The 21,487-nt window shown below is 70.7% G+C and carries 27 protein-coding genes; 21 read left to right on the top strand and 6 right to left on the bottom strand.

Annotation, left to right across the window (positions count from 1 at the left end; all coding sequences use genetic code 11):
• The first annotated feature begins 11 nt into the window (after nt 1–11).
• Together FZ025_RS02925 and murU are read left to right on the top strand one after the other, a co-directional pair.
• Nucleotides 12–1,040 carry an aminoglycoside phosphotransferase family protein gene (locus FZ025_RS02925; protein WP_046979272.1) on the top strand — a complete coding sequence of 343 codons (1,029 nt, stop codon included), beginning with the start codon at nt 12–14 and terminating at the stop codon, nt 1,038–1,040.
• A complete protein-coding gene (gene murU / locus FZ025_RS02930) occupies nt 1,037–1,762 on the top strand; it encodes an N-acetylmuramate alpha-1-phosphate uridylyltransferase MurU (RefSeq protein WP_046979271.1) in 726 nt (241 codons plus the stop codon). The genes FZ025_RS02925 and murU overlap by 4 nt, the downstream gene beginning before the upstream one ends.
• A gap of 94 nt (nt 1,763–1,856) precedes the next feature.
• Here the strand turns inward: murU and hda are convergent, their stop codons facing one another.
• Genes hda through FZ025_RS02945 form a run of 3 tightly spaced genes read right to left on the bottom strand, consistent with a single transcriptional unit; the run spans nt 1,857 to nt 4,869 of the window.
• The gene (gene hda, locus FZ025_RS02935; protein ID WP_104558968.1) at nt 1,857–2,588 is read right to left on the bottom strand and encodes a DnaA regulatory inactivator Hda; all 732 of its coding nucleotides are present in this window, start codon (nt 2,586–2,588) and stop codon (nt 1,857–1,859) included.
• Nucleotides 2,585–3,754: an AI-2E family transporter gene (locus tag FZ025_RS02940; RefSeq protein WP_046981991.1), complete on the bottom strand. Its 1,170-nt coding sequence runs from the start codon at nt 3,752–3,754 to the stop codon at nt 2,585–2,587. Before FZ025_RS02940 ends, hda begins: the two co-directional genes overlap by 4 nt.
• Nucleotides 3,751–4,869 carry a DUF2066 domain-containing protein gene (locus tag FZ025_RS02945; protein WP_167523866.1) on the bottom strand — a complete coding sequence of 373 codons (1,119 nt, stop codon included), beginning with the start codon at nt 4,867–4,869 and terminating at the stop codon, nt 3,751–3,753. The genes FZ025_RS02940 and FZ025_RS02945 overlap by 4 nt, the downstream gene beginning before the upstream one ends.
• Before the next feature lie 128 nt (nt 4,870–4,997).
• Between FZ025_RS02945 and purM the strand changes: the two genes are divergently transcribed.
• The 6 genes from purM (at nt 4,998) to FZ025_RS02975 (ending at nt 9,199) form a co-directional block, all read left to right on the top strand.
• The gene (gene purM, locus FZ025_RS02950; RefSeq protein WP_208803778.1) at nt 4,998–6,023 is read left to right on the top strand and encodes a phosphoribosylformylglycinamidine cyclo-ligase; all 1,026 of its coding nucleotides are present in this window, start codon (nt 4,998–5,000) and stop codon (nt 6,021–6,023) included.
• Nucleotides 6,024–6,028: 5 nt separating this feature from the next.
• Nucleotides 6,029–6,652: a DUF2238 domain-containing protein gene (locus tag FZ025_RS02955; RefSeq protein ID WP_104558965.1), complete on the top strand. Its 624-nt coding sequence runs from the start codon at nt 6,029–6,031 to the stop codon at nt 6,650–6,652.
• A 10-nt stretch (nt 6,653–6,662) separates the two neighbouring features.
• A complete protein-coding gene (locus FZ025_RS02960) occupies nt 6,663–6,968 on the top strand; it encodes a hypothetical protein (protein WP_046977465.1) in 306 nt (101 codons plus the stop codon).
• Nucleotides 6,965–7,618, top strand: coding sequence for a phosphoribosylglycinamide formyltransferase (gene purN, locus FZ025_RS02965; protein WP_046977464.1), 654 nt, complete (start codon nt 6,965–6,967; stop codon nt 7,616–7,618). Before FZ025_RS02960 ends, purN begins: the two co-directional genes overlap by 4 nt.
• 67 nt (nt 7,619–7,685) lie before the next feature.
• Nucleotides 7,686–8,513: a DUF3108 domain-containing protein gene (locus FZ025_RS02970; RefSeq protein WP_046977463.1), complete on the top strand. Its 828-nt coding sequence runs from the start codon at nt 7,686–7,688 to the stop codon at nt 8,511–8,513.
• A gap of 2 nt (nt 8,514–8,515) precedes the next feature.
• Nucleotides 8,516–9,199 carry a DUF3108 domain-containing protein gene (locus tag FZ025_RS02975; RefSeq protein ID WP_046977462.1) on the top strand — a complete coding sequence of 228 codons (684 nt, stop codon included), beginning with the start codon at nt 8,516–8,518 and terminating at the stop codon, nt 9,197–9,199.
• 142 nt (nt 9,200–9,341) lie between these two features.
• Here FZ025_RS02975 and FZ025_RS02980 read toward each other — a convergent pair whose 3' ends face one another.
• Genes FZ025_RS02980 through FZ025_RS02990 form a run of 3 tightly spaced genes read right to left on the bottom strand, consistent with a single transcriptional unit; the run spans nt 9,342 to nt 11,219 of the window.
• A complete protein-coding gene (locus FZ025_RS02980) occupies nt 9,342–9,671 on the bottom strand; it encodes a hypothetical protein (RefSeq protein WP_046977461.1) in 330 nt (109 codons plus the stop codon).
• Nucleotides 9,668–10,942 (bottom strand): UDP-N-acetylglucosamine 1-carboxyvinyltransferase, encoded by a 1,275-nt coding sequence (gene murA / locus FZ025_RS02985; protein WP_046977460.1) that lies wholly within the window; start codon nt 10,940–10,942, stop codon nt 9,668–9,670. Before murA ends, FZ025_RS02980 begins: the two co-directional genes overlap by 4 nt.
• Nucleotides 10,943–10,988: 46 nt before the next feature.
• Entirely contained in the window at nt 10,989–11,219 is a 231-nt protein-coding gene (locus tag FZ025_RS02990) for a BolA family protein (RefSeq protein ID WP_046977459.1), read from the bottom strand.
• A gap of 52 nt (nt 11,220–11,271) precedes the next feature.
• On the opposite strand from FZ025_RS02990, the gene FZ025_RS02995 reads away from it, so the two are divergent.
• The 13 genes from FZ025_RS02995 to ptsP all read left to right on the top strand — a co-directional run bounded on the left by FZ025_RS02995 (nt 11,272) and on the right by ptsP (nt 21,420).
• Complete coding sequence (locus tag FZ025_RS02995; RefSeq protein ID WP_046977458.1) at nt 11,272–12,273, top strand: KpsF/GutQ family sugar-phosphate isomerase; 1,002 nt, start codon at nt 11,272–11,274, stop codon at nt 12,271–12,273.
• A gap of 90 nt (nt 12,274–12,363) precedes the next feature.
• Nucleotides 12,364–12,912 carry a KdsC family phosphatase gene (locus tag FZ025_RS03000; RefSeq protein ID WP_046977457.1) on the top strand — a complete coding sequence of 183 codons (549 nt, stop codon included), beginning with the start codon at nt 12,364–12,366 and terminating at the stop codon, nt 12,910–12,912.
• Complete coding sequence (gene lptC, locus FZ025_RS03005) at nt 12,909–13,475, top strand: LPS export ABC transporter periplasmic protein LptC (RefSeq protein ID WP_046977456.1); 567 nt, start codon at nt 12,909–12,911, stop codon at nt 13,473–13,475. The genes FZ025_RS03000 and lptC overlap by 4 nt, the downstream gene beginning before the upstream one ends.
• Nucleotides 13,453–14,040, top strand: coding sequence for a lipopolysaccharide transport periplasmic protein LptA (gene lptA, locus FZ025_RS03010; protein WP_046977455.1), 588 nt, complete (start codon nt 13,453–13,455; stop codon nt 14,038–14,040). The genes lptC and lptA overlap by 23 nt, the downstream gene beginning before the upstream one ends.
• Nucleotides 14,040–14,759 (top strand): LPS export ABC transporter ATP-binding protein, encoded by a 720-nt coding sequence (gene lptB / locus FZ025_RS03015; protein WP_046977454.1) that lies wholly within the window; start codon nt 14,040–14,042, stop codon nt 14,757–14,759. The genes lptA and lptB overlap by 1 nt, the downstream gene beginning before the upstream one ends.
• Before the next feature lie 43 nt (nt 14,760–14,802).
• Nucleotides 14,803–16,251, top strand: a complete 1,449-nt coding sequence (locus FZ025_RS03020; protein WP_104558964.1) for an RNA polymerase factor sigma-54 — start codon at nt 14,803–14,805, stop codon at nt 16,249–16,251.
• A gap of 55 nt (nt 16,252–16,306) precedes the next feature.
• Nucleotides 16,307–16,624: a ribosome hibernation-promoting factor, HPF/YfiA family gene (hpf, locus tag FZ025_RS03025; protein WP_046977452.1), complete on the top strand. Its 318-nt coding sequence runs from the start codon at nt 16,307–16,309 to the stop codon at nt 16,622–16,624.
• A gap of 39 nt (nt 16,625–16,663) precedes the next feature.
• Nucleotides 16,664–17,119, top strand: a complete 456-nt coding sequence (locus tag FZ025_RS03030; RefSeq protein ID WP_046977451.1) for a PTS sugar transporter subunit IIA — start codon at nt 16,664–16,666, stop codon at nt 17,117–17,119.
• Nucleotides 17,116–18,066, top strand: a complete 951-nt coding sequence (gene hprK, locus FZ025_RS03035) for an HPr(Ser) kinase/phosphatase (RefSeq protein WP_046977450.1) — start codon at nt 17,116–17,118, stop codon at nt 18,064–18,066. The genes FZ025_RS03030 and hprK overlap by 4 nt, the downstream gene beginning before the upstream one ends.
• A gap of 26 nt (nt 18,067–18,092) precedes the next feature.
• On the top strand, nt 18,093–18,941 hold the full coding sequence (gene rapZ, locus FZ025_RS03040; RefSeq protein WP_104558970.1) for an RNase adapter RapZ: 849 nt from the start codon (nt 18,093–18,095) through the stop codon (nt 18,939–18,941).
• A 59-nt stretch (nt 18,942–19,000) separates the two neighbouring features.
• Complete coding sequence (locus tag FZ025_RS03045) at nt 19,001–19,393, top strand: PTS sugar transporter subunit IIA (RefSeq protein ID WP_046977448.1); 393 nt, start codon at nt 19,001–19,003, stop codon at nt 19,391–19,393.
• Entirely contained in the window at nt 19,386–19,655 is a 270-nt protein-coding gene (locus FZ025_RS03050) for an HPr family phosphocarrier protein (protein WP_009591660.1), read from the top strand. Before FZ025_RS03045 ends, FZ025_RS03050 begins: the two co-directional genes overlap by 8 nt.
• A gap of 55 nt (nt 19,656–19,710) precedes the next feature.
• The gene (gene ptsP / locus FZ025_RS03055) at nt 19,711–21,420 is read left to right on the top strand and encodes a phosphoenolpyruvate--protein phosphotransferase (RefSeq protein WP_046977468.1); all 1,710 of its coding nucleotides are present in this window, start codon (nt 19,711–19,713) and stop codon (nt 21,418–21,420) included.
• Nucleotides 21,421–21,487 lie beyond the last annotated feature (67 nt).

Here is a 21,487-nt window from a genome sequence, read left to right on the forward strand (position 1 = left end):
GCGGCGTGCCGATGAGTTCCAGCACCGTTCTTCCTGATGCCCAAGACTTGCGCGCTGCGCAGCGTCTGCAGTGGGCGCGCGTTGCGCTGGGCGACGCGCAGGCGACGCTGCAGCGCGCGTCGATCGATGCTGGCTGGCGCAGCTATTGGCGCAGCCACGGCGCAGGCGCCAGCCGCGTGCTGATGGATTCGCCGCCGGGCCTGGAGGACGTGCGCCCGTGGCTGCGCATGCACGCACTGCTGCAGCGAGGCGGCGTGCGCGTGCCGACGATCCTGGCGCAGGACGCGGAGGCCGGCTTGCTGCTGCTGGAAGACCTGGGCGGCCCGACCCTGGCGCAGACCCTGGACGACGCCTCGGCCGATGCGCAGTTCGACGCCGCGCTCGGGCAGCTGCTGCGGCTGCAGGCGATCGCGCCGCCGCCGGAGCTGGGCGTGTTCGGCGAGGCGCTGCTGCAGCGCGACGCCGGGTTGTTCGAGGAATGGTTCCTGCAGCGCCATCTGCAGCTGCGCCTGGACGCCGCCGAACGCGAGGCGCTGCACGCGGTGCAACGCCAGCTGATGGTCAACGCGCTGGCGCAGCCGCGGGTGCTGGTGCACCGCGACTTCATGCCGCGCAACCTGATGCCGGTGGCCGATGGACCGGCGGTGCTGGACTTCCAGGACTGCGTGCTCGGCCCGGTCGCCTACGATCCGGTCAGCCTGTTCAAGGACACCACCGTGAACTGGCCGCTGGCGCGGGTCGATGCGTGGCTGGCGCGCTACCACGCGCGCGCGCTGCAGGCCGGGATCACGCTGCCGCCGCGGGCGCAGTTCCTGCGCGACGCGGACTGGATGGGGGTGCAGCGGCACCTGAAGAACCTGGGCATCTTCGCGCGGCTGAACTACCGCGACGGCAAGGCCTGGTATTTGGACAACGTGCCGCGCTTCATCGGCTACCTCGACGAAGTGTTGCCGCGGCACCCGGAGCTGCAACCGCTGGCGCAGCTGCTGCAGGCGCGGATCAAGCCGGCGCTGGCGCAGCGCGCGGCAGCCGGCGCATGAAGGCGCTGATCTTCGCCGCCGGCGTCGGCGAGCGCATGCGCCCGCTGACCGAACGCACGCCCAAGCCGCTGCTGGCGGTGGGCGGCACGCCGCTGATCGTGTGGCACCTGCGCAAGCTCGCCGCGCTGGGCGTGCGCGAGGTGGTGATCAACACCGCGTGGCTGGCCGAGCAGTTCCCGCAGGCACTCGGCGACGGCAGCGCGTTCGGGTTGCGCATCGCCTATTCCTACGAAGGCGCCACGCCGCTGGAGACCGGCGGCGGCATGCTGCACGCGTTGCCGCTGCTCGGGCCGGCGCCATTCCTGCTGGTCAACGGCGACATCTGGACCGATTTCGATTTCGCGCATCTGGCGCCGGAGCCGGCCGGGCTGGCGCAGCTGGTGCTGGTCGATCCGCCGGCCTATGCGGCGCACGGCGATTTCGCGCTGCATGCCGACGCCACGCTGCGCAGCGATGGCGCGCCGCTGCTGACCTACGCCGGCATCGGCATCTATCGCCCGGAACTGCTGCGCGACTGGCAGGCGGCGTTCGCCACGCCCGTTGCAGAACACGCCACGCCGCCGCGCTTCGCGCTGCCGCCGATCCTGCGTGCGCACATGGCGGCCGGCCGCATCCATGGCCTGCACCATCGCGGCCGCTGGACCGACGTCGGCACGCCGCAGCGGCTGGCTGAACTGGAGTTGGGAATCGGGAATCGGAAATCGGGAATCGGGAAAAGCTGAGCACGCCGGCGCCCGCATGCAGCGGCTGGCGGCAGGCTTTCCCGAACAGGATTCGATCGTCCGCCTCGCGCGCTGGGCGTGAAGTCGCGGGAACTCAGCTTTTGCCGAATCCCGAATCCCCAATCCCCAATCCCGGCCCCTCCAACACCCGCCGCAAAAACGGCACCGTGACCCGCCGCTGCGCCGCCAGCGATGCGCGGTCCAGCCGTTCCAGCAGCGCGACCAGGCCGGCCAGGTCGCGGCCGGCATGGGTCAGCAGCCAGTCGAGCGCCGCGTCCTCCAGCACCAGGCCGCGGCGTTGCGCGCGCTCGCGCAGCACTGCGGCGCGGCCGGCATCGTCCAGCGGCGACAGCGCGATGCGCGTGCATTGCGCCAACCGCGAGCGCAGGTCGGGCAGGGTCAGCGCCAGCCCGTCGGGCATCGCCTGCGCGGTGTACAGCAGGGTCACCCCGGCGCTGCGCGCACGGTTGTGGAAATCGAACAGCGCCACTTCGTCCTCGCGCTGCCCGGCGATGGCTTCCAATCCGTCCAGCGCAACCTGGTCGCGCCCTTCCAGCGCTTCCAGCGCATCGCGCAGGCGCCCGGCCGCGGCCTGCAGCGGCAGGTAGGCGGCGCGGCGCCCGGCCTGCTCGGCCGCCGCGCACAGCGCCAGCGCCAGGTGGGTCTTGCCGGTGCCGGCGGTGCCGGACAGATAGATCCAGTCCACGTCGCGGCCGTCGGCGACGGCCTGCAATTGCGCCAGCAGCCCGGCCGGCGCGCCGACATAGCGGTCGAAGCGCTGTTCCGGCGGATAGCGCAACGCCAACGGCAGCTGCGGCACGCTCACGGCTGCTCGGGGCCACGCGGCGGCAGTTCGATCAACGGCGCCCGCTCGGCGCTGCCGTCGAGCAGGATCGCCGACTTGTCGCCGGCATACAGCTCGCTCTGCCGGTACTGTTCGTGCAGGTAGTGCAGCAGCACGTTGGCCACCGCCGCCACCGGCAGCGCCAGCAGCATGCCGAGGAAGCCGAACAACTGGCCGCCGGCCATCACCGCGAAGATCACCGCCACCGGGTGCAGGCCGATCTTGTCGCCGACGATGCGCGGGGTCAGCACGTAGCTTTCCAGCAGCTGGCCGACGGTGAACACCACGCCGACCAGGATCATCAGTTGCAGGTCGAAGCCCTTGGCCTGGACCAGGGCGGCCAGCACCGCGAGCAGGATGCCGGTGGTCGCGCCCAGGTACGGGATGAAGCTGATCAGGCCGGCGATGATGCCGATCAGCAGGCCGAGATTGAGCCCGACCAGGCTCAGCCCGCCGGCGTAGATCACGCCCAGCGCCAGCATCACCAGGAACTGGCCGCGGATGAACGCGCCCAGCACCTCGTTGGACTGCCGCGCCAGGCGGCCGACGGTGGCGACGTGGTTGCGCGGGATGGTCGCGGCCACGCGCTCGACCAGGATGTCCCAGTCGCGCAGGAAGTAGAAGGTCAGGATCGGCAGCAGCACCAGGTTCACCACCCAGGTGACCATCGCGAAACCCGAACGCGACAGGTAGCCGAAGAAGGTCGCGGCGACGCCGCCGGCCTGCTGCCAGTGGCCACGGATCCATTCGATCAGCCGTTCCGGATCCAGCCAGGCCATCAGCTGCAGCCCGGTCTTCTGCTCGGCCCACGGGATCGCGGTGCCGGTGAACCAGTCGCGCGCCTGCGGCAGTACGTCGATGAAGGTGACGATCTGCCGCTCCAGCATCGGCACCAGGATCAGCAGCGCCAGCACCAGCAGCAACAGCATCAGCACGAACACCAGGGTCACCGCCATGTTGCGCGAACGGCCGGCGCGCTCCAGGCGATCGACCAGCGGATCGCCGAGCCAGCCCAGCAGCAGCGCCAGCACGAACGGGGTCAGAATCGGCGCCAGCAGCGCCATCACCCACAGCACGCCCAGGATCACCGCCGCCCATTTCAGGCGGCGCAGGAACTGGGCGATTTCCGCTTCGGGGGACAGCATCATTTGAGCCGGTACTCCGTGCGCTCGGTATTGAGGAGGATCGGGCCGCCCTCGACCGGCAGCGTCACCGGCTGCAGCGGACTGTCGGCGCCGAGCATGCGGTTCAGTCCGGACACGCCGCTGAGCAGATCCAGGTCCAGTTCCAGGCGGTCGCCGCTGGCCTGGATCGGCACGATGCGCCGCACCACCGAGGTGTTCTGCAGCGCCGCGGACGCGCGCAGGTAGTCGTCGGCGCTGCTGATGCCGCTGATCAGCACCCGGTACACGCCGGCCGGGCCGGTGCTGGCGGCCTTGGCGTAGCGCTTGACCAGCGCATCGGCGGCGCCGTCGGCGCCGGCGGCCATGGCCCGGCGCGCATCGGCGTCGCTGACCGACCAGCTGGACAACGCCTTGCCGCTGTCGACGAACACCCAGTCGGCGGTCCAGCCGCCGGACTTGCCGCGGTACAGCTTGCCGATCAGCTGCATCGGCGGGCTGTAGCGCGACGAGGCGCTGGCTACCGCGGCGGTGTCCTGGCGCCAGATCGCGCCGACCAGCGCCTGCTCGGCGGCGCTGCCGGTGGGCAGGCCGAGCCGGTAGCCGCGCTCGATCGCCCGGTCCAGCACGCTGCGCGCGGCATTGGACTGCTGCACGCCGACCAGGCGCGGGCCGCTGCCGTCGTCGATCGCCAGCCACAGCACCGGCTTGGGCCGCGGCTGCGGCCACAGCGGCAGGCCCAGCGCCGCAGCCAGGCCGTCGACGTCGCTCTGCCGGAAACGCGCGATCAAGGTGGTGCGGAAGGTCGGCGCACCGCTCGGCGAGGTGCCCTGGTCCTGCCGGTAGTCGTAGCTGTCGACGAAGTTCTTGGCGTTGCGCAGCGCCTGGGTCACCCCCGGGCGCGACATCACCGCGCGGTCGCCGGAGATCTTGCCGAGCACCACGCCCAGCGCGCGCGCCACCGCGCCGTTGCGGTCGGCCTCGCTCTGGCTGTTGACCGGCACCTCGGCATCGTAGGGACTCTGCGCGCCGGCGACGTCGCCTTCGGTGCGCAGATCGGCCTGGGCCAGGGCGGCCGCGGCAGGCAGGCACAGCGCGAAAGACAGGAGTAAGGCAAGGCTGCGGCGCATCGAAGGTTCCATTGCTCGGCGTATCCGGGGCGAATTGTTGCCCGAATGCGGCCGTAGCGCCAACGTGGCCTGTTAAAATCGCCGTCTTTCCGCCGCCGCCGCCGCCCGTGACCACTTCCCAGACCCCCGCCGCCGCCCCGTTGACCTACCGCGACGCCGGCGTCGACATCGATGCCGGCAATGCCGTGGTCGAACGCATCAAACCCTTGGTCAAGCGCAGCTTCCGCCCCGAGGTGATGGGCGGGCTGGGCGGTTTCGGCGCGCTGTTCGACCTGTCCGGCAAGTACCGCGAGCCGGTGCTGGTGTCCGGCACCGACGGCGTCGGCACCAAGCTGAAGCTGGCGCAACAGCTGGGCCGGCACGACAGCATCGGCATCGACCTGGTCGGCATGTGCGTCAACGACGTGCTGGTGCAGGGCGCCGAGCCGCTGTTCTTCCTGGACTACTTCGCCACCGGCAAGCTCGACGTGGAGACCACCGTGGCGGTGGTCGGCGGCATCGCCCGCGGCTGCGAACTGGCCGGCTGCGCGCTGATCGGCGGCGAGACCGCGGAAATGCCCGACATGTATCCGCCGGGCGAGTACGACCTGGCCGGCTTCACCGTCGGCGCGGTGGAGAAGTCGCAGCTGCTCGACGGCGCCAAGGTGCGCCAGGGCGACGTGCTGATCGGCATCGCCTCCTCCGGTCCGCATTCCAACGGCTATTCGCTGATCCGCCGCATCTACGACCGCGCCGGGCGCCCGGCCGAGCTGCAGCTCGGCGGCACCAGCCTGGCCGATGCGCTGATGGCGCCGACCGCGCTGTACGTCAGGCCGATCCTGTCGCTGCTGCGCGGCGAGCACGCCGACGGCATCCACGCGATGGCGCACATCACCGGCGGCGGCCTGACCGAGAACATCATCCGCGTGATCCCCGACGGCCTGGGCCTGGACATCCGCGCCAGCGCCTGGACCCTGCCGCCGGTGTTCGAGTGGCTGCAGCGCGAAGGCGCGGTCGCCGACAGCGAGATGTGGCGCACCTTCAACTGCGGCATCGGCTTCGTGCTGGTGGCCGCGCCCGACCAGGTCGCCGCGCTGCAGCGCAGCCTGGACACACTGGGCCTGGCGCATTGGCAGATCGGCGCGGTGGCGGCGGCCGGCGCCGGCGAACGCGTGCACATCGGCTGAGCCGCATGGCGGCGGCCAAGCGCGCCTGGCTGGCGCTGACCCTGGCGGTGTTCGCCGCCAGCTGGGTGCATCCGTTGTGGCCCGCGGAACAGGCACTGCACAGCTCGCTGGCGGTGCTGGGCATCGCCTGGCTGGTCTGGCACGACCGCCGCTGGCCGCTGCGCGGCGCGCACTTCGCCGCGATCTGCGCGTTCATCAGCGTGCACAACATCGCCGCGCACTGGCTGTATTCCAACGTGCCCTACGACCAGTGGCTGCGCACGGCGATCGGCTGGTCGCCGAATGCCGCGTTCGGCTGGCAGCGCAACCACACCGACCGCCTGATCCACCTGCTGTTCGGGCTGTGCTTGGCGCCGGCACTGCGCGAGCACGCGCGGCAGCGTTGGCCGGCGCTGACGGCGCGGCAGGCGTTCGCGCTGGCGACGATGGCGATCATGTGCGCCAGCCTGCTCTACGAATGGCTCGAATGGCTGATCGCGCTGCTGCTGTCGCCCGAGCAGGCCGAGTCCTACAACGGCCAGCAGGGCGATCCGTGGGACGCGCACATGGACATGCTGCTGGCCACGCTGGGCTGCGCGAGCGCCTGGCCGTGGCGCCGCGCCAGCCATCCCCTCCCACCGCCGCGCTAGAGACCGCACGATGTCGCTGCCCCCACCCCTGCCCGCGCCGGACCTGGATCGCATGGCGTCCCTGCGCGCCGAATCGGATGTCCGCACCCTGGCGACCCCGTATGCGGTGATGGCGTGGCGGCAAGGCCTGGTGTTGCTGCTGGCGAACGTGGCCGCCGCGTTGGCGCTGCGCCGGCGCCGCCAGCTGAGGCTGTGCAAGGCCGCCGCGACGCTGCCCTGCCTCGGCTTCCCGCCGGGCACGGCGCTGGGGGGGTGGACCCTGCTGGTGTTGCAGCGCCCGGCCAGCGCCGCCCTGCTCCAGGACCCGCGCCGATGACGATCCGCCTGGCGGTGCTGGTTTCCGGCCGCGGCTCCAACCTGCAGGCGCTGCTCGATGCGATCGCCGCCGGCGCGCTGGACGCGCAGCTGGTCGGCGTGTTCAGCGACCGCGCGCAGGCACCGGCGCTGGCCAGGGTGGCGCCGGCGCAGCGCTGGGCGGCGGCGCCGAACCGCTTCCCCGACCGCGCCGGCTTCGACCAGGCGCTGGGCGACGCGGTCGCCGCCGTGCAGCCGGACTGGATCGTCTGCGCCGGCTACATGCGCATCCTCGGCGCCGGCTTCGTGCAGCGCTTCGCCGGCCGCCTGCTCAACATCCACCCCTCGCTGCTGCCCAAGTACCGCGGCCTGCACACGCATGCGCTGGCGCTGGCGGCCGGCGACGCCGAACACGGCGCCAGCGTGCACTTCGTGGTGCCGGAACTGGATGCCGGCGCGGTGATCGCGCAGGTGCGGGTGCCGGTGCAGGCCGGCGACCGCGCGGAGGATCTGGCGCAGCGCCTGCTGCCGCGCGAGCACCAGTTGCTGTGCGCGGTGCTGCAGCTGGCCGCGGCTGGACGCCTGGCTGAACGGGACGGCAGCGTCTGGCTCGACGGTCAGTGCCGGTTTAGTCCGCTGCGCCTAGATTGCCAGGGCATGCTGATTCCCTGAATACGCCGCAGCCTTCATTCCGCTGCGGCAGCTTCGCGCTCAACTCCCCTCCCTCGCAGCCGATCCCATGAAGTCCCTCCCGCGTCAGTTCGCTGTTCTCGCCGTGGCCAGTCTCGGCCTGCTGGCGCCGGCCGTCGGCGCGCTCGCGCAGCGCGCGCCGGCGCCGGCGACATCCGCGCCGGCAGCGCCGACCGCGCCCGTTCCGGCCGCCGCGCCGGGGCTGCAGGCCGAACCCTGGACGCCGCCGCCGCTGCAGCCATTCGTGGCCACCTACCAGGCGCTGTACAAGGGCAAGCAGGCCGGCGATGCGCGCATGCAGGTCAGCCACAGCGGTGGCGACGAGTGGCGCGTGGACCTGGGCGTGCAGGGCCGCAGCGGCTTCGCCAGCATCCTCGGCCTCAACCTCGAGCAGAGCACGGTGTTCCGCACCCAGGACGGGCGCTACGTGCCGCAGAGCCAGAGCACGGTGAAGAAGGCGATCTTTTTCGGCAAGAAGGTCACCGGCGTCTACGACTGGGGCCAGGGCGTGGCGCGCTGGGACGGCGACCTGAAGAAGGACCGCCAGCAGCCGATCCCGCTGCAGCCCGGCGACCAGAGCGCGCTGCTGATCAACCTGTCGATCATGCGCGACGCGCAGCCGGGCAAGACCATGAGCTACCGCTTCGTCGACGTCGGCCGGGTGCGCGAGCACATCTACCACGCCGCCGAGCAGACCGAGACGGTGCAGATCGGCGATATCAGCTACGACGCGCTGCGCGTGTCGCGCACCAATGGCGGCAAGAATGAGACCATCCTGTGGATCGCCAACGGTGTGCCGACGCCGGTGCGCATCCTGCAGCGCGAAGACGGCGAAGACCGCATCGACCTGCGCCTGACCGAATACCAAGGAGTCTGACCATGACACGCATCGCCCGCCCGCGGTCCGCCCTCGCCGCCGCCCTGCTGGCCATGGCCAGCCTGCCCGCCCTGGCGCTGGAGCCGTTCAAGGCCGACTACCAGGCCAGCTACATGGGCATGCAGGCCAACGGCTTGATGACCCTGGCCAGCGAAGGCGGCAACCGCTGGCGCTACAGCCTGTCGATCAAGAACCAGGTCGCCGACCTGAGCCAGAGCACCGTGTTCGAGGAGAAAGGCGGGCAACTGCGTCCGCTCAGCAGCGACGACCGCTCGCTGTTCCTGATCAGGAAGAAGGCGGTGACCGCCAATTACGACTGGAACACCGCGCAGGCGACCTGGGCCGGCGACGTCAAGCCCGACCGCCGCGGCCCGGTGAAGCTGCAGCCGGGCGACATGGATGCGCTGCTGATCAATCTGGCGATCGCGCGCGACGTCAACGCCGGCAAGACCCCCAGCTACCGCATGGTCGACGAGGGCCGCGCCAAGCCGATGACCTACCACGTGGCCGGCAAGGAAGCCATCAGCGTCAACGGCAAGCGCGAGCAGGCGACCAAGGTCAGCCGCAGCGACGGCGCCAAGGAGATCATCGCCTGGATCGTGCCGGACATGCCGGTGCCGGTGCGCATCCTGCAGCGCGAGAACGGCCAGGACGCGCTGGACCTGACCATCAAGACGCTGCACTGACACGCGCGCGTCCAGTCGCATACGGAAAAAGGCGGGCCTGGCGGCCCGCCTTTTTCATTCCCTCTCCGGCAGCGCCGCACGCCAGCACGCCGGTGCGGCGGTCGCCGCCGCCTGTTGCCGCCGATGGCGGCGCGGCGGGACGCTACTTCTTCCCGGCGCCCGCCTTGTCCTGCGCCGCCGGCGCGAACGTGGTGCGGCAGTCCACGCGGATCTGCGCGCCGCTGTTGCGCCAGTAGAAGGTGCTGCATTGGCGCGGGCCGTCCTGGGTGCGGGTCACGCCGACCGCGTAGAACGCCTGCGCGATCTCGCTGCGGCTGACCTGGCCGTCGCCGTTCCAGTCCATGTCGCGCTGTTCGACGCCCTGGGTGATGGCGATGCCGGCATGCCAGGCGTAGCCGACCCAGGCCAGCACCAGGATCACCACCGCCAGCAGCACCTTGCGCCGGCGGCTGAAGCGGCCGCTGAGGATCATGCGATGCGCCGGATCGACGCGCCCAGCGCCCCCAGCTTCTCCTCGATGTTCTCGTAGCCACGGTCCAGGTGGTAGATGCGGTCGATGCTGGTATCGCCGTCGGCGACCAGCCCGGCCAGGATCAGCGAGGCCGAGGCGCGCAGGTCGGTGGCCATCACCGGCGCGCCGCTGAGCCGCTCGCTGCCGCGCACGATCGCGGTGTGGCCTTCGACCTGGATGTCCGCGCCCAGGCGCAGCAGTTCGTTGACGTGCATGAAGCGGTTCTCGAAGATCGTCTCGTTGATCACGCCGACGCCGTCGGCCACGCAGTTGAGCGCCATGAATTGCGCCTGCATGTCGGTGGGGAACGCCGGGTACGGCGCGGTGGTCAGGCTGACCGCGCGCGGGCGCTTGTCGTGCATGTCCAGGCGGATCCAGTCCGGGCCGGTCTCGATGCTGGCGCCGGCCTCGCTCAGCTTGTCGAGCACCGCGTCGAGCGTGTCGGCACGCGCGCGGCGCACGGTGACGCTGCCGCCGGTCATCGCCGCGGCGACCAGGAAGGTGCCGGTCTCGATGCGGTCGGGCAGCACCGCGTGGCGGCCGCCGGACAGGCGCGCCACGCCCTGCACCACGATGCGCGAGGTGCCGGCGCCTTCGATCCTGGCGCCGAGCGCGATCAGGCAGTCGGCCAGGTCGGCGACTTCCGGCTCCATCGCCGCGTTCTCCAGCACCGTGGTGCCGTCGGCCAGGGTCGCGGCCATCAGCACGTTCTCGGTGCCGGTGACGCTGACCATGTCGAACACGTAGCGGCCGCCCTTGAGCCGGCCGTTGCTGGTGGCCTTGATGTAGCCGTTCTCGACGCTGATCTCCGCGCCCAGCGCCTGCAGGCCCTTGATGTGCTGGTCCACCGGCCGCGAGCCGATCGCGCAGCCGCCGGGCAGCGACACTTCCGCGGCGCCGAACTTGGCCAGCAGCGGGCCCAGCACCAGGATCGAGGCGCGCATGGTGCGCACCAGTTCGTACGGCGCGACGTGCTGGTCGACCTTGCGCGGATCGACGGTGATCGCGCTGCCGCGCGCCAGGGTGCCTTCGTCGATGGTGACTTCGGCGCCCAGTTCGCCGAGCAGCTTCACCGTGGTGATCACGTCGTGCAGCTGCGGCACGTTGGTGATCTCCACCGGCGCATCGGCCAGCAGGGTCGCGCACAGGATCGGCAGCACCGCGTTCTTGGCGCCGGAAATGTTCACTTCACCGTGCAGCGCGTTGCCGCCGGTCACTACGATTTTGGCCATGGGTCTCGGGGGATTCGAAAAAGAAGGAGCCGAACGCGTGGACGGCTCAGCCAGCCTGGTCGGGGGTCTGCGTGGTCAGCGCCAGCGCATGGATCGCCCCGCCCATCAGCTCGCCCAGCGTCGCGTACACCATGCGGTGGCGGGCCAGCGGCAGCTTGCCGGCGAAGGCCGCGCTGACCACGGTGGCCTCGAAGTGCACGCCGTCGTCGCCCTGCACCTGCACGCGCGCGCCAGGCAGGCCGGCCTCGATCAGTTTACGGATGGTTTCGGCGTCCAACGGGCTTTCCTAATAAAATGATCGGCCATTCTACCCTCCGACCGGCATCCGCATGGCTGTATCGCCCCTGTCCCCCGACGCGATCGACGACGCCAGCCTGGTCGCCAGCGGCCGCCGCGTGGTCGAGATCGAGCAGGCCGCGCTGGGCGCGGTCGGCGCGCGCATCGGCGCCGCGTTCGCCGCCGCCTGCCGGCTGATCCTGGCCTCGCACGGGCGCGTGGTCGCCACCGGCATGGGCAAGTCCGGGCACGTGGCGCGCAAGATCGCCGCCACCCTCGCCTCCACCGGCACCCCGGCGTTCTACGTGCATCCGGGCGAGGCCGGGCACGGCGACCTGGGCATGATCACCGATGCCGACGTGGTCCTGGCGCTGTCCTATTCTGGCGAGTCCGACGAAATCCTGATGCTGCTGCCGGTGCTCAAGCGCCAGGGCAACGCGGTGATCGCGATGACCGGCCGCGCCCAGTCCACGCTGGCGCGCGAGGCCGACCTGCACCTGGACGTCAGCGTCCCCGCCGAGGCCTGCCCGCTGGACCTGGCGCCGACCTCCAGCACCACCGCCTCGCTGGCGCTGGGCGATGCGCTGGCGGTGGCGCTGCTGGACGCGCGCGGCTTCACCGCCGACGACTTCGCCCGCTCGCACCCGGCCGGCAGCCTCGGCCGGCGCCTGCTGCTGCACATCACCGACGTGATGCACGGCGGCGACGAACTGCCGCGGGTGCGCGAGGATGCCAGCCTCAGCGAGGCGCTGGTGGAGATGAGCCGCAAGCGCCTGGGCATGACCGCCGTGGTCGACGGCGACGGCCGCCTGCTCGGCCTGTTCACCGACGGCGACCTGCGCCGCACCCTGGACAGCGCACTGGACGTGCGCCAGACCCGCATCGCCGACGTGATGACCCGGCAGCCGCGCACGATCGGCGCCGACCAGCTCGCCGCCGAGGCCGCGCGGCTGATGGAAACCCATAAGATCACCGGCTTGATCGTGGTCGATGGCGCCGGCCGCGCGGTCGGCGCGCTCAACATTCACGACCTGTTGCGCGCCAGAGTGGTCTAACAGCCTGAACTTGTTCACCGCCTGCCGGCGCCCCGCGCCGCTGGCCCTGGCCGCTGGAAAGCCGGCCTTCCCGCCCCGATATAGCGAATCATGCCCTATTCCCCGCTGGCCGACCTCCCCGCCGACCTGATCGACCGTGCCGCGCGGATCCGCCTGGCGTGCTTCGACGTGGACGGCACGCTGACCGACGGCCGCCTGTACTACGACCGCGACGGCAACGAGAGCAAGGCGTTCAACGTGCTCGACGGCCAGGGCCTGGTGCAGCTGCGCCGGCACGGCATCGCCGTGGCGCTGATCACCGCGCGGCCCAGCCTGGCCGCGGAAAAGCGCGGCCAGGAACTGGGCCTGCTGGTGCAGATCGGGGTCAAGGACAAGCGCGCCGGGGTGCAGGCGCTATGCGACGAACGCGGGCTGAGCCTGGACCAGGTGTGCTTCATGGGCGACGACCTGCCGGATCTGGCGCCGCTGCGCGTGGTCGGCCTGGCGGTAGCCCCGGCCAATGCGCACCCGTGGACCGCCGAGCGCGTGCACTGGCTGACCCGCGCCCGCGGCGGCGAAGGCGCCGCGCGCGAACTGTGCGACCTGCTGCTGGCCGCGCAAGGCCACGTCCCCTCCCTGCTGCAGGAGCATGGCGCATGAACTGGCGCACCGTTCTCGGCGGCCTGCTGCTGGTCGCGGCCGTGGTCAGCGGCTGGTCGGCCTGGCACCAGCGCAGCAAGCGGGTGCCGACGACGGACGACGAAGCGCGCTCGGACTACATCGCGCACGACTTCCAGATCGTGGCGCTGGACAAGCAGGGCAAGGAGTCGATGACCCTGCGCGCGCCGCAGATGGAACGCAGCCGCGCCGACCAGACCATGGCGATCGAGACCCCGCTGTTCCTGCTGCCCGACGCCAATGGCCAGCACTGGGAAATGCGCAGCAAGACCGGCTGGGTCAGCGCCGACGGCAACGAACTGCGCCTGCGCGGCGACGTCGCCGGCGACAGCCCCAAGGTCCCCAGCATCCCGCCCACCACCTTCCGCAGCCAGAGCCTGGACGTCTTCCCGCAGACCAGTACCGCGCGCACCGCCGAACCGGTCAGCATGACCCGGCCCGGTATGATGCAGTCCGGTGTCGGCTTCGAAGCCGACTTGAAGACCCGGCAGTACAAGCTCCTTTCACAGGTCAAGACCCGCTATGAACCCAACGCTGCCCGCTAAGCTCGCGCTGCTCGCCCTGCTGCTGCCCGCCGTGGCGATGGCCAAGTCGACCGATCGCAATCAGCCGATGGACATCACCTCCGCCAGCCAGAGCGGCAACATGCTCGACGACAATGGCAAGATCCGCTACACGGGCAATGTCGTCATCATCCAGGGCACGCTCGAAATCCACGCCGACACCGCCGACCTGTTCCGCAAGGATGGCGACATCGACCGCGTCGTGCTGACCGGCAAGCAGGCCACGCTGAAGCAGCAAATGGACGACGGCTCGCCGATGGACGCCGTGGCCGACAACATCGACTACAAGGTCGGCACCGACACCGTGGTGTTGACCGGCAACTACCGCATGACCTCGCCCAAGGGCACCAACGCCGGCCAGCGCATGGTCTACAACACCAAGACCGGCGACATGCAGGGCGGCGGCGACGGCACCCGCGTGCACACGGTGATCCAGCCGAAGAACGCCGCGCCCGCCGCGGCCCCGGCCGCCGGCGCCAAGCCGGCCGCCAAGCCGGCCGCGACGCCGGCCAAGCCCACCACCCCGGCCAAGCAGGGAGGCCAGTGATGCTGCTCGCCGAAGGCCTGCGCAAGCGCTACAAGCAGCGCGAGGTCGTGCGCGAATTCGCGCTGACCCTGGCGGCGGGCGAAGTGGTCGGCCTGCTCGGCCCCAACGGCGCCGGCAAGACCACCTGCTTCTACATGATCGTCGGCCTGGTCGAGGCCGATGCCGGGCGCATCGTGCTCGACGGCAACGACATCACCGCGCTGCCGATGTACAAGCGCGCCAAGCTCGGCGTGGGCTACCTGCCGCAGGAACCGTCGGTGTTCCGCAAGCTCAGCGTGGCCGACAACATCCGCCTGGTGCTGGAACTGCGCGAGGACCTGGACGACGCCGGCCGCGAGCGCGAACTGTCCTCGCTGCTGGACGAACTGCAGATCGGCCACGTCGCCGAGCAGCTCGGCGCCAGCCTGTCCGGCGGCGAGCGCCGCCGTTGCGAGATCGCCCGCGCGCTGGCCGCCAAGCCGCGGCTGATGCTGCTCGACGAACCCTTCGCCGGTGTCGATCCGATCTCGGTCGGCGAGATCCAGCGCATCGTCACCCACCTCAAGCAACGCGGCATCGGCGTGCTCATCACCGACCACAACGTGCGCGAAACCTTGGGAATCTGCGACCGGGCGTATATCCTCAACGAAGGCAGCGTGCTGGCGCAGGGGGCGCCGGAAGCGCTGCTGGCCAACAGCGACGTGCGCCGCGTCTACCTCGGGGAAACCTTCAGGCTGTGACCGCGCGGGCGTTGCGCCACGCCCTTTTCCGTTCAGCACAGGCATGAAAGCACGGCTGCAGACATCGCTGGGACAGCATCTGGTCATGACGCCGCAGTTGCGGCAGGCGATCAAGCTGTTGCAGATGTCCAGCGCCGAGCTGGAAGCGGAGATCGCCGAGGCGGTGGAGAGCAATCCGCTGCTGGAATGGGCCGAAGACGCCGCGCCCACGTTGGATGTCGCCGGCGCCGGCAGCGCCGAAGACGAGGCCGAGCTCGCGCCGCCGGCCGGCGATACGCTGGACAACGTGCCGCAGCACGACGGCGACGACTGGTCCGACGCCGAGCCGGCCTGGAGCAGCGGCAGCGGCGGTTCCTTCGACGACGACGACGACATGGGCAGCGCCGCCGAGCGCGTCGCCGAACCCGATACGCTGATCGACCACCTGCTGTGGCAGCTGCACCTGTCGCACCTGTCGCCGCGCGACCGCAGCATCGGCGCGGCGCTGATCGACGCGCTCGACGACGACGGCTACCTGCGCGAACCGCTGGCCACGATCGCCGAGACGCTGCAGCCGGACATCGCCGCCGAGGAAGAGGAAATCCTCACCGTGCTGCACCAGATCCAGCGCTTCGACCCGGTCGGCATCGCCGCGCGCACCCTGGGCGAATGCCTGAACCTGCAGCTGGACGTGCTGCCCGCGGACACGCCCGGGCTGGAGCTGGCGCGCACGATTGCCAATGGCCCGCTGGAGAAACTGCCGCGCAGCGGCATCGCCGGCATCGCCCACGCCCTCAAGCGCCCGGCCTCGGCGGTGGAGACCGCGGTCAATCTGCTGCGCTCGCTGGACCCGCGCCCGGGCAAGCAGGTCGGCGAACTCAGCGCCGACACCTACGTGGTGCCCGATTGCGTGGTCTGGCGCCAGCGCGGCGTCTGGCACGCGGCGCTGGCCGGGCACGCGCGGCCCAAGGTCACCATCCACCGCGGCTACGAGCGGCTGATCCGCCAGTGCGGCGAGAGCGACGCCGGCTACCTGCGCGGCCAGCTGCAGGAAGCGCGCTGGCTGCTGAAAAGCCTGGAAGCGCGCGGCGAGACCCTGCTCAAGGTGACCCGCTGCCTGCTGCGCCAGCAGGCCGGCTTCCTCGAGTTCGGCGCGCAGGCGCTGCGCCCGCTGACCCTGCGCGAGATCGCCGGCGAACTGGGCCTGCACGAGAGCACCATCTCCCGCGCCATCGCCCGCAAGTACGTGCGCACCCCGCGCGGCACCATCCCGCTGCGCGCCTTCTTCGCCTCGGGCATCGATACCGACAGCGGCGGCGAAGCCTCCAGCACCGCCATTCAGGCGATGCTGCGGCGCCTGATCGAGGCCGAGAACCCGCGCAAGCCGCTTTCTGACGCCAAACTGGCCGAGCTGCTGAAAAGCGCCGGCGTGCCGGTGGCGCGGCGCACGGTTGCGAAGTATCGTGAGGCCATGAACATTTCCGCTTCCCACGAACGCGTCCGCATCGGTTGAGCGGCGGCGGCAGCGGCAATGGTTCATAGGTGAATCCCGAACCAAGGAGTATCCGATGCGTATCGAGACCTACGGCCAGCAGATCGAAGTCACCCCCGCCTTGCGCGAGTACGTGGAGACCAAGCTGCAGCGGCTGAAGCGGCATTACGAGGAAACCATCGAGGTCCGCGCCCAGCTGGCGCTGCGCAAGCCCGAGCATCACGTCGAGGCCACCGTCAACGTTCCCGGCCGCACCCTGCATGCCGATGCCAGCGCGCAGACCATGTACGCGGCGATCGACCTGCTCGCCGACAAGCTCGACCGGCTGATCATCAAGCACAAGGAAAAGAAACAGGACCACCACGCCGCCGAGGTGCGCGACAATATCGTGTGATCCTGCACACGTTGCTTCCGCCATGCCGTTGACCGATCCATGCCTCTGACCGAGCTGTTAGCGGCCGTCCGCACCCAGGTGCTGCCGGCCGCCGATCGCGACACCCTGCTGCGCATCGCCGCCGGCCTGCTGGCCTGCCCGCAGGCCGGTGCCGACGAACTCCTGGCCAGCCTGCGCGAGCGCGAGCAGCTCGGCAGCACCGCCATCGGCCATGGCATCGCCATCCCGCACGGCCGCGCCCCGCATCTCGACGCACCGCGCGGCGCCCTGCTGCGGCTGGAGCAGCCGATCGACTTCGACGGCCGCGGCGCCCAGGTCGACCTGATCTTCGCGATGGCCGTGCCGGCGCACTACACCCACCAACACCTGATGCTGCTGTCGGAACTGGCCGAACAGTTCTCCGACGAGGGCTTCCGCGAGGCGCTGCGCCACGCGCCCGACGCCGCCGCGCTGCACGACCTGCTCGGCGGCGCGCCGCAGGCCAGCGCCGCATGAACACCAGCATCACCGCGCGCGAACTGTTCGACCAGCAGCGCGACCGGCTCGGCCTGCGCTGGCTGGCCGGACAGAAGGGCGAACACCGCGAGCTGGAAGCCGGCAATGCGGTGTCGCGGCGCCCGTCGCTGGCCGGCTATCTCAATACGATCTACCCGAACAAGGTCCAGATCCTCGGCACCGAGGAACTGGCCTGGCTGGATTCGCTGGACGCGCGCCAGCGCTGGGAGACCATCGAAAAGATCGTGCAGGTGCGGCCGCTGGCAATGGTGATCACCAAGAACCAGTCGTGCCCGGAAGACCTGCGCGCGGCCGCCGACGAATCCGACACGCCGCTGTGGGGCTCGCCCAAGCGCGGCCACGAACTGCTCAACCACCTCTCCTATCACCTGGCGCGCACGCTGGCGCCGCGGGTGATCCTGCACGGGGTGTTCATGGAGATCTATTCGATCGGCGTGCTGATCACCGGCGAGGCCGGCTCCGGCAAGAGCGAGCTGGCGCTGGAACTGCTCAGCCGCGGCCATCGGCTGGTCGCCGACGACGCCCCGGAATTCACCCAGATCGCTCCCGACGTGCTCGACGGCACCTGCCCGGAACTGCTGCAGGACCTGCTGGAAGTGCGCGGCCTGGGCGTGCTCAACGTGCGCGACATGTTCGGCGACACCGCTGTAAAGAAGAACAAGTATCTTCGCCTGATCGTGCACCTGACCCGGCCCATGACCGAACCCACCCCGCATGGCTACGAGCGCCTGACCGGCGATTCCGGCACCCGCCACGTGCTCGACCTGGACGTGCCGCTGATCACCCTGCCGGTGATGCCCGGGCGCAACCTGGCGGTGCTGACCGAAGCCGCCACGCGCCTGCACATCCTGCGCACCAAGGGCATCGATCCGGCGGCGATGTTCATCGCCCGCCACAGCAACCTGCTCGAGCGGCGCAACCCGTGAGCGCGGTGGCGAACACCTCCACCCTGGTGATCGTCAGCGGCCTGTCCGGCTCCGGCAAATCGGTGGCGCTGAAGACCTTCGAGGACCTGGACTACTACTGCGTCGACAACCTGCCGGTGGAACTGCTGCCGGCCTTCGTCAAGAGCCTGGTGCGCGACGACGTCGGCCCCGGCAAGCTGGCGGTGGGCATCGACGTGCGCAGCCGCCACAGCGACCTGGCCCAGCTGTCGCGCTGGCGCGAGGCGGTGGCGCAGTTCGGCCTGGACGCGCGGCTGCTGTTCTTCGACGCCACCGACGAAGCGCTGATCAAGCGTTACGCCGACACCCGCCGCCGGCACCCGCTGTCGCACCTGGGCCTGTCGCTGCCCGAGGCGATCGAGCGCGAACGCGCGCTCACCGAACCGCTGCGGCGCGAGGCCGACGCGGTGATCGACACCAGCGCGCTCAACGTGCACCAGCTGCGCCGGCGGGTGACCACCGAGTTCGCGCTGACCCACGAGAACAGCCTGTCGCTGCTGTTCGAGTCCTTCGCCTACAGGCGCGGGGTGCCGGCCGAAGCCGATTTCGTGTTCGACGCGCGGGTGCTGCCCAATCCGCACTGGGATCCGGAGCTGCGCTCGCTGACCGGCCGCGACAGCGGCGTGCGCGATTACCTGGACGCGCAACCGGACGTGCAGCAGTACACCGCGCAGATCGTCGGCTTCCTCGACACCTGGCTGCCGCGGCTGCGCAACGACACGCGCAGCTACGTCACCATCGCCTTCGGCTGCACCGGCGGCAAGCACCGCTCGGTGTACCTGGCCGAACGCCTGGCCCGGCACGCGCGCGAACAGGGCTGGCCGGAAGTGGCGACGTTCCATCGGGAGCAGGATTGATCGAAGGCCGGGATGACCAGCCATTCCCTGCGCCCTGCCCGACCTGTTAACGTTCGCCCATGGCCTGTGGCATTCTCCTGATTACTCATCCCGATGTGGGCGCGTCGCTGTTGCGCGTGGCCTCTGGATTGTTGCGGCAATTGCCGCTGAAGACCGAAGCGTTCGACGTGCCGCTGGATGCCGATCTGCACGCGCTGCTGCCGCAGGCGTCGGCGGCGTTGCGGCGGGTCGACGGCGGCGACGGCGTGCTGGTGGTCACCGACCTGTACGGCGCCAGCCCGAGCAACCTGGCGGCGAAACTCGCGCGGCTCGGCACCCCGGTGCGGCGCGTGTCCGCGCTGAGCCTGCCGATGCTGCTGCGGATCATGAACTACCCCGAGCAGGGGCTGGACCAGCTGCCCGGGATCGCAGCCGCTGGCTCGCGCAACGGAGTGGTGATCGACGATGCTTGAACGCGAACTCATCGTATCCAACCGCCTGGGCCTGCATGCACGCGCGACCGCCAAGCTGGTGCAGACCCTGTCCTCGTTCCGCTGCAACGCCACGCTGGCGGCGAAGGGCCGCGAGGTCAACGCCAAGAGCATCATGGGGGTGATGCTGCTGGCCGCCGCGCAAGGCACGCCGGTGACGGTGCGGGTGGACGGCGCCGACGAAGCCGACGCGCTGGAGGCCGTGGTCGGCCTGTTCGAGCGGCGCTTCGACGAGGACAGCTGAGCATGCGGCGCCAGCCGCCGCACGCGACGCCGCCGCGCCGCCGCGGGTGCGCGCGGTGAGCCTGCGCATCGCCGGCCATGGCGCCTCGCGCGGCAACGCGCTGGGCCGCGCGCGGGTGCGCCTGCCGCATGCGCTGGAGGTGGCCGAGCAGCGCATCGGCGCTGCGCAGATTCCCGCAGAACTGGAACGCCTGCACCTGGCGGTGAACGCCGCGCGCGAGGAAATGCACGGCCTGCGCCAACGCCTGCACGGCGCCCTGGCCAAGGAGGTCGGCGAGTTCCTCGACCTGCACGCGCTGCTGCTCGACGACCCGGAACTGCTGCACGGCCTGGACGAACTGATCCGCACCGGCCGCTACAGCGCCGACTACGCCCTGCGCCTGCAGCGCGACCGCCTGGCGACCGTGTTCAACGCCATGGAAGACGCCTACCTGAAAAGCCGCATGGACGATCTGGACCATGTGATCGGGCGCATCCACGCGTTCCTGCAGAAGCGCCAGCCCGACAGCGCCGGCCTGGCCGGCGAGATCCTGGTGTGCGAGAACGTGGCGCCGTCGGAACTGGCGCAGCTGCAGGCGCAGGGCGTGGTCGGCATCGTCACCAGCGCCGGCAGCGCGCTGTCGCACAGCGCGATCCTGGCGCGCAGCCTGCACCTGCCGCTGGTGGTCGGCGTCGCCGATGCGCTGCAGAAGATCAACGACGGCGACGTGCTGATCGTGGACGGCGTGCAGGGCGCGGTGATGGTCGAACCCACGCCCGAGGACCTGCGCGACTACCGCACCCGCGTGCGCGACCAGGCCAGGCTGCAGCGCGGCCTCGGCAAGCTGCGCTGCAAGCCCAGCCGCACCCTGGACGGGGTCGATATCGTGCTGCTGGCCAATGCCGAGTCGCGCGACGACGTGGCCCGCGCGCATGCGCTCGGCGCCGACGGCCTGGGCCTGTACCGCACCGAATTCCTGTTCCTGCAGCGCGACGCGCTGCCCGACGAAGAAGAACAGTTCCGCACCTACCGCGACGCGGTACTCGGCATGAGCGGGCGGCCGGTGACGATCCGCACCCTGGACCTGGGCGCGGACAAGGCCGACCGCACCGGCCTGACCATCGGCAACGAGCAGAACCCGGCGTTGGGCCTGCGCGGCGTGCGCCTGTCGCTGGCCAGGCCCAAGGTCTCGGACACGCAGCTGCGCGCGATCCTGCGCGCGTCCGGCTACGGCCCGGTGCGCGTGCTGGTGCCGATGATCAGCACGCGCGAGGAGATCATGGCGATGCGCCGGCATCTCAAGCGCAGCGCCGCGCAGCTGCGCCGCGAAGGCCACGTCATCGCCGAGCAGGTGCAGCTCGGCGCGATGATCGAGGTGCCGGCCGCGGCGATCGCGCTGGACACCTTCATCGACGCCATCGACTTCCTGTCGATCGGCACCAACGACCTGGTGCAATACCTGCTCGCCGCCGATCGCAACAACGAAGCGCTGGGCGAACTGTATTCGCCGCTGCACCCGGCGGTGCTGCGCCTGATCGCGCAGGTCATCGCCACCGGCCAGGCCCACGCCAGGCCGGTGGCGGTGTGCGGCGAAATCGCCGGCGATCCGGCACTGACGCCGATCCTGCTGGCGCTGGGCCTGCGCGAGTTCAGCCTGCACCCGGCGACGATGCTGGAAGTGCGCCGGGTGATCCGCGACACCGACCTGCAGGCGCTGCGCCTGCGCGGCGCCAGGCTGCTGCAGGCGCGCGATCGCAAGGGGATCGAGCGCTGGTTGGCCGGTTGATTGGGAGCCGGGATTGGGGATTGGGGATGACCAGCCGTTCGGCTGTGGAAAAGCCGGGATTGCAGAA

This window comes from Xanthomonas hyacinthi (assembly GCF_009769165.1).
Lineage (GTDB): Bacteria > Pseudomonadota > Gammaproteobacteria > Xanthomonadales > Xanthomonadaceae > Xanthomonas_A > Xanthomonas_A hyacinthi.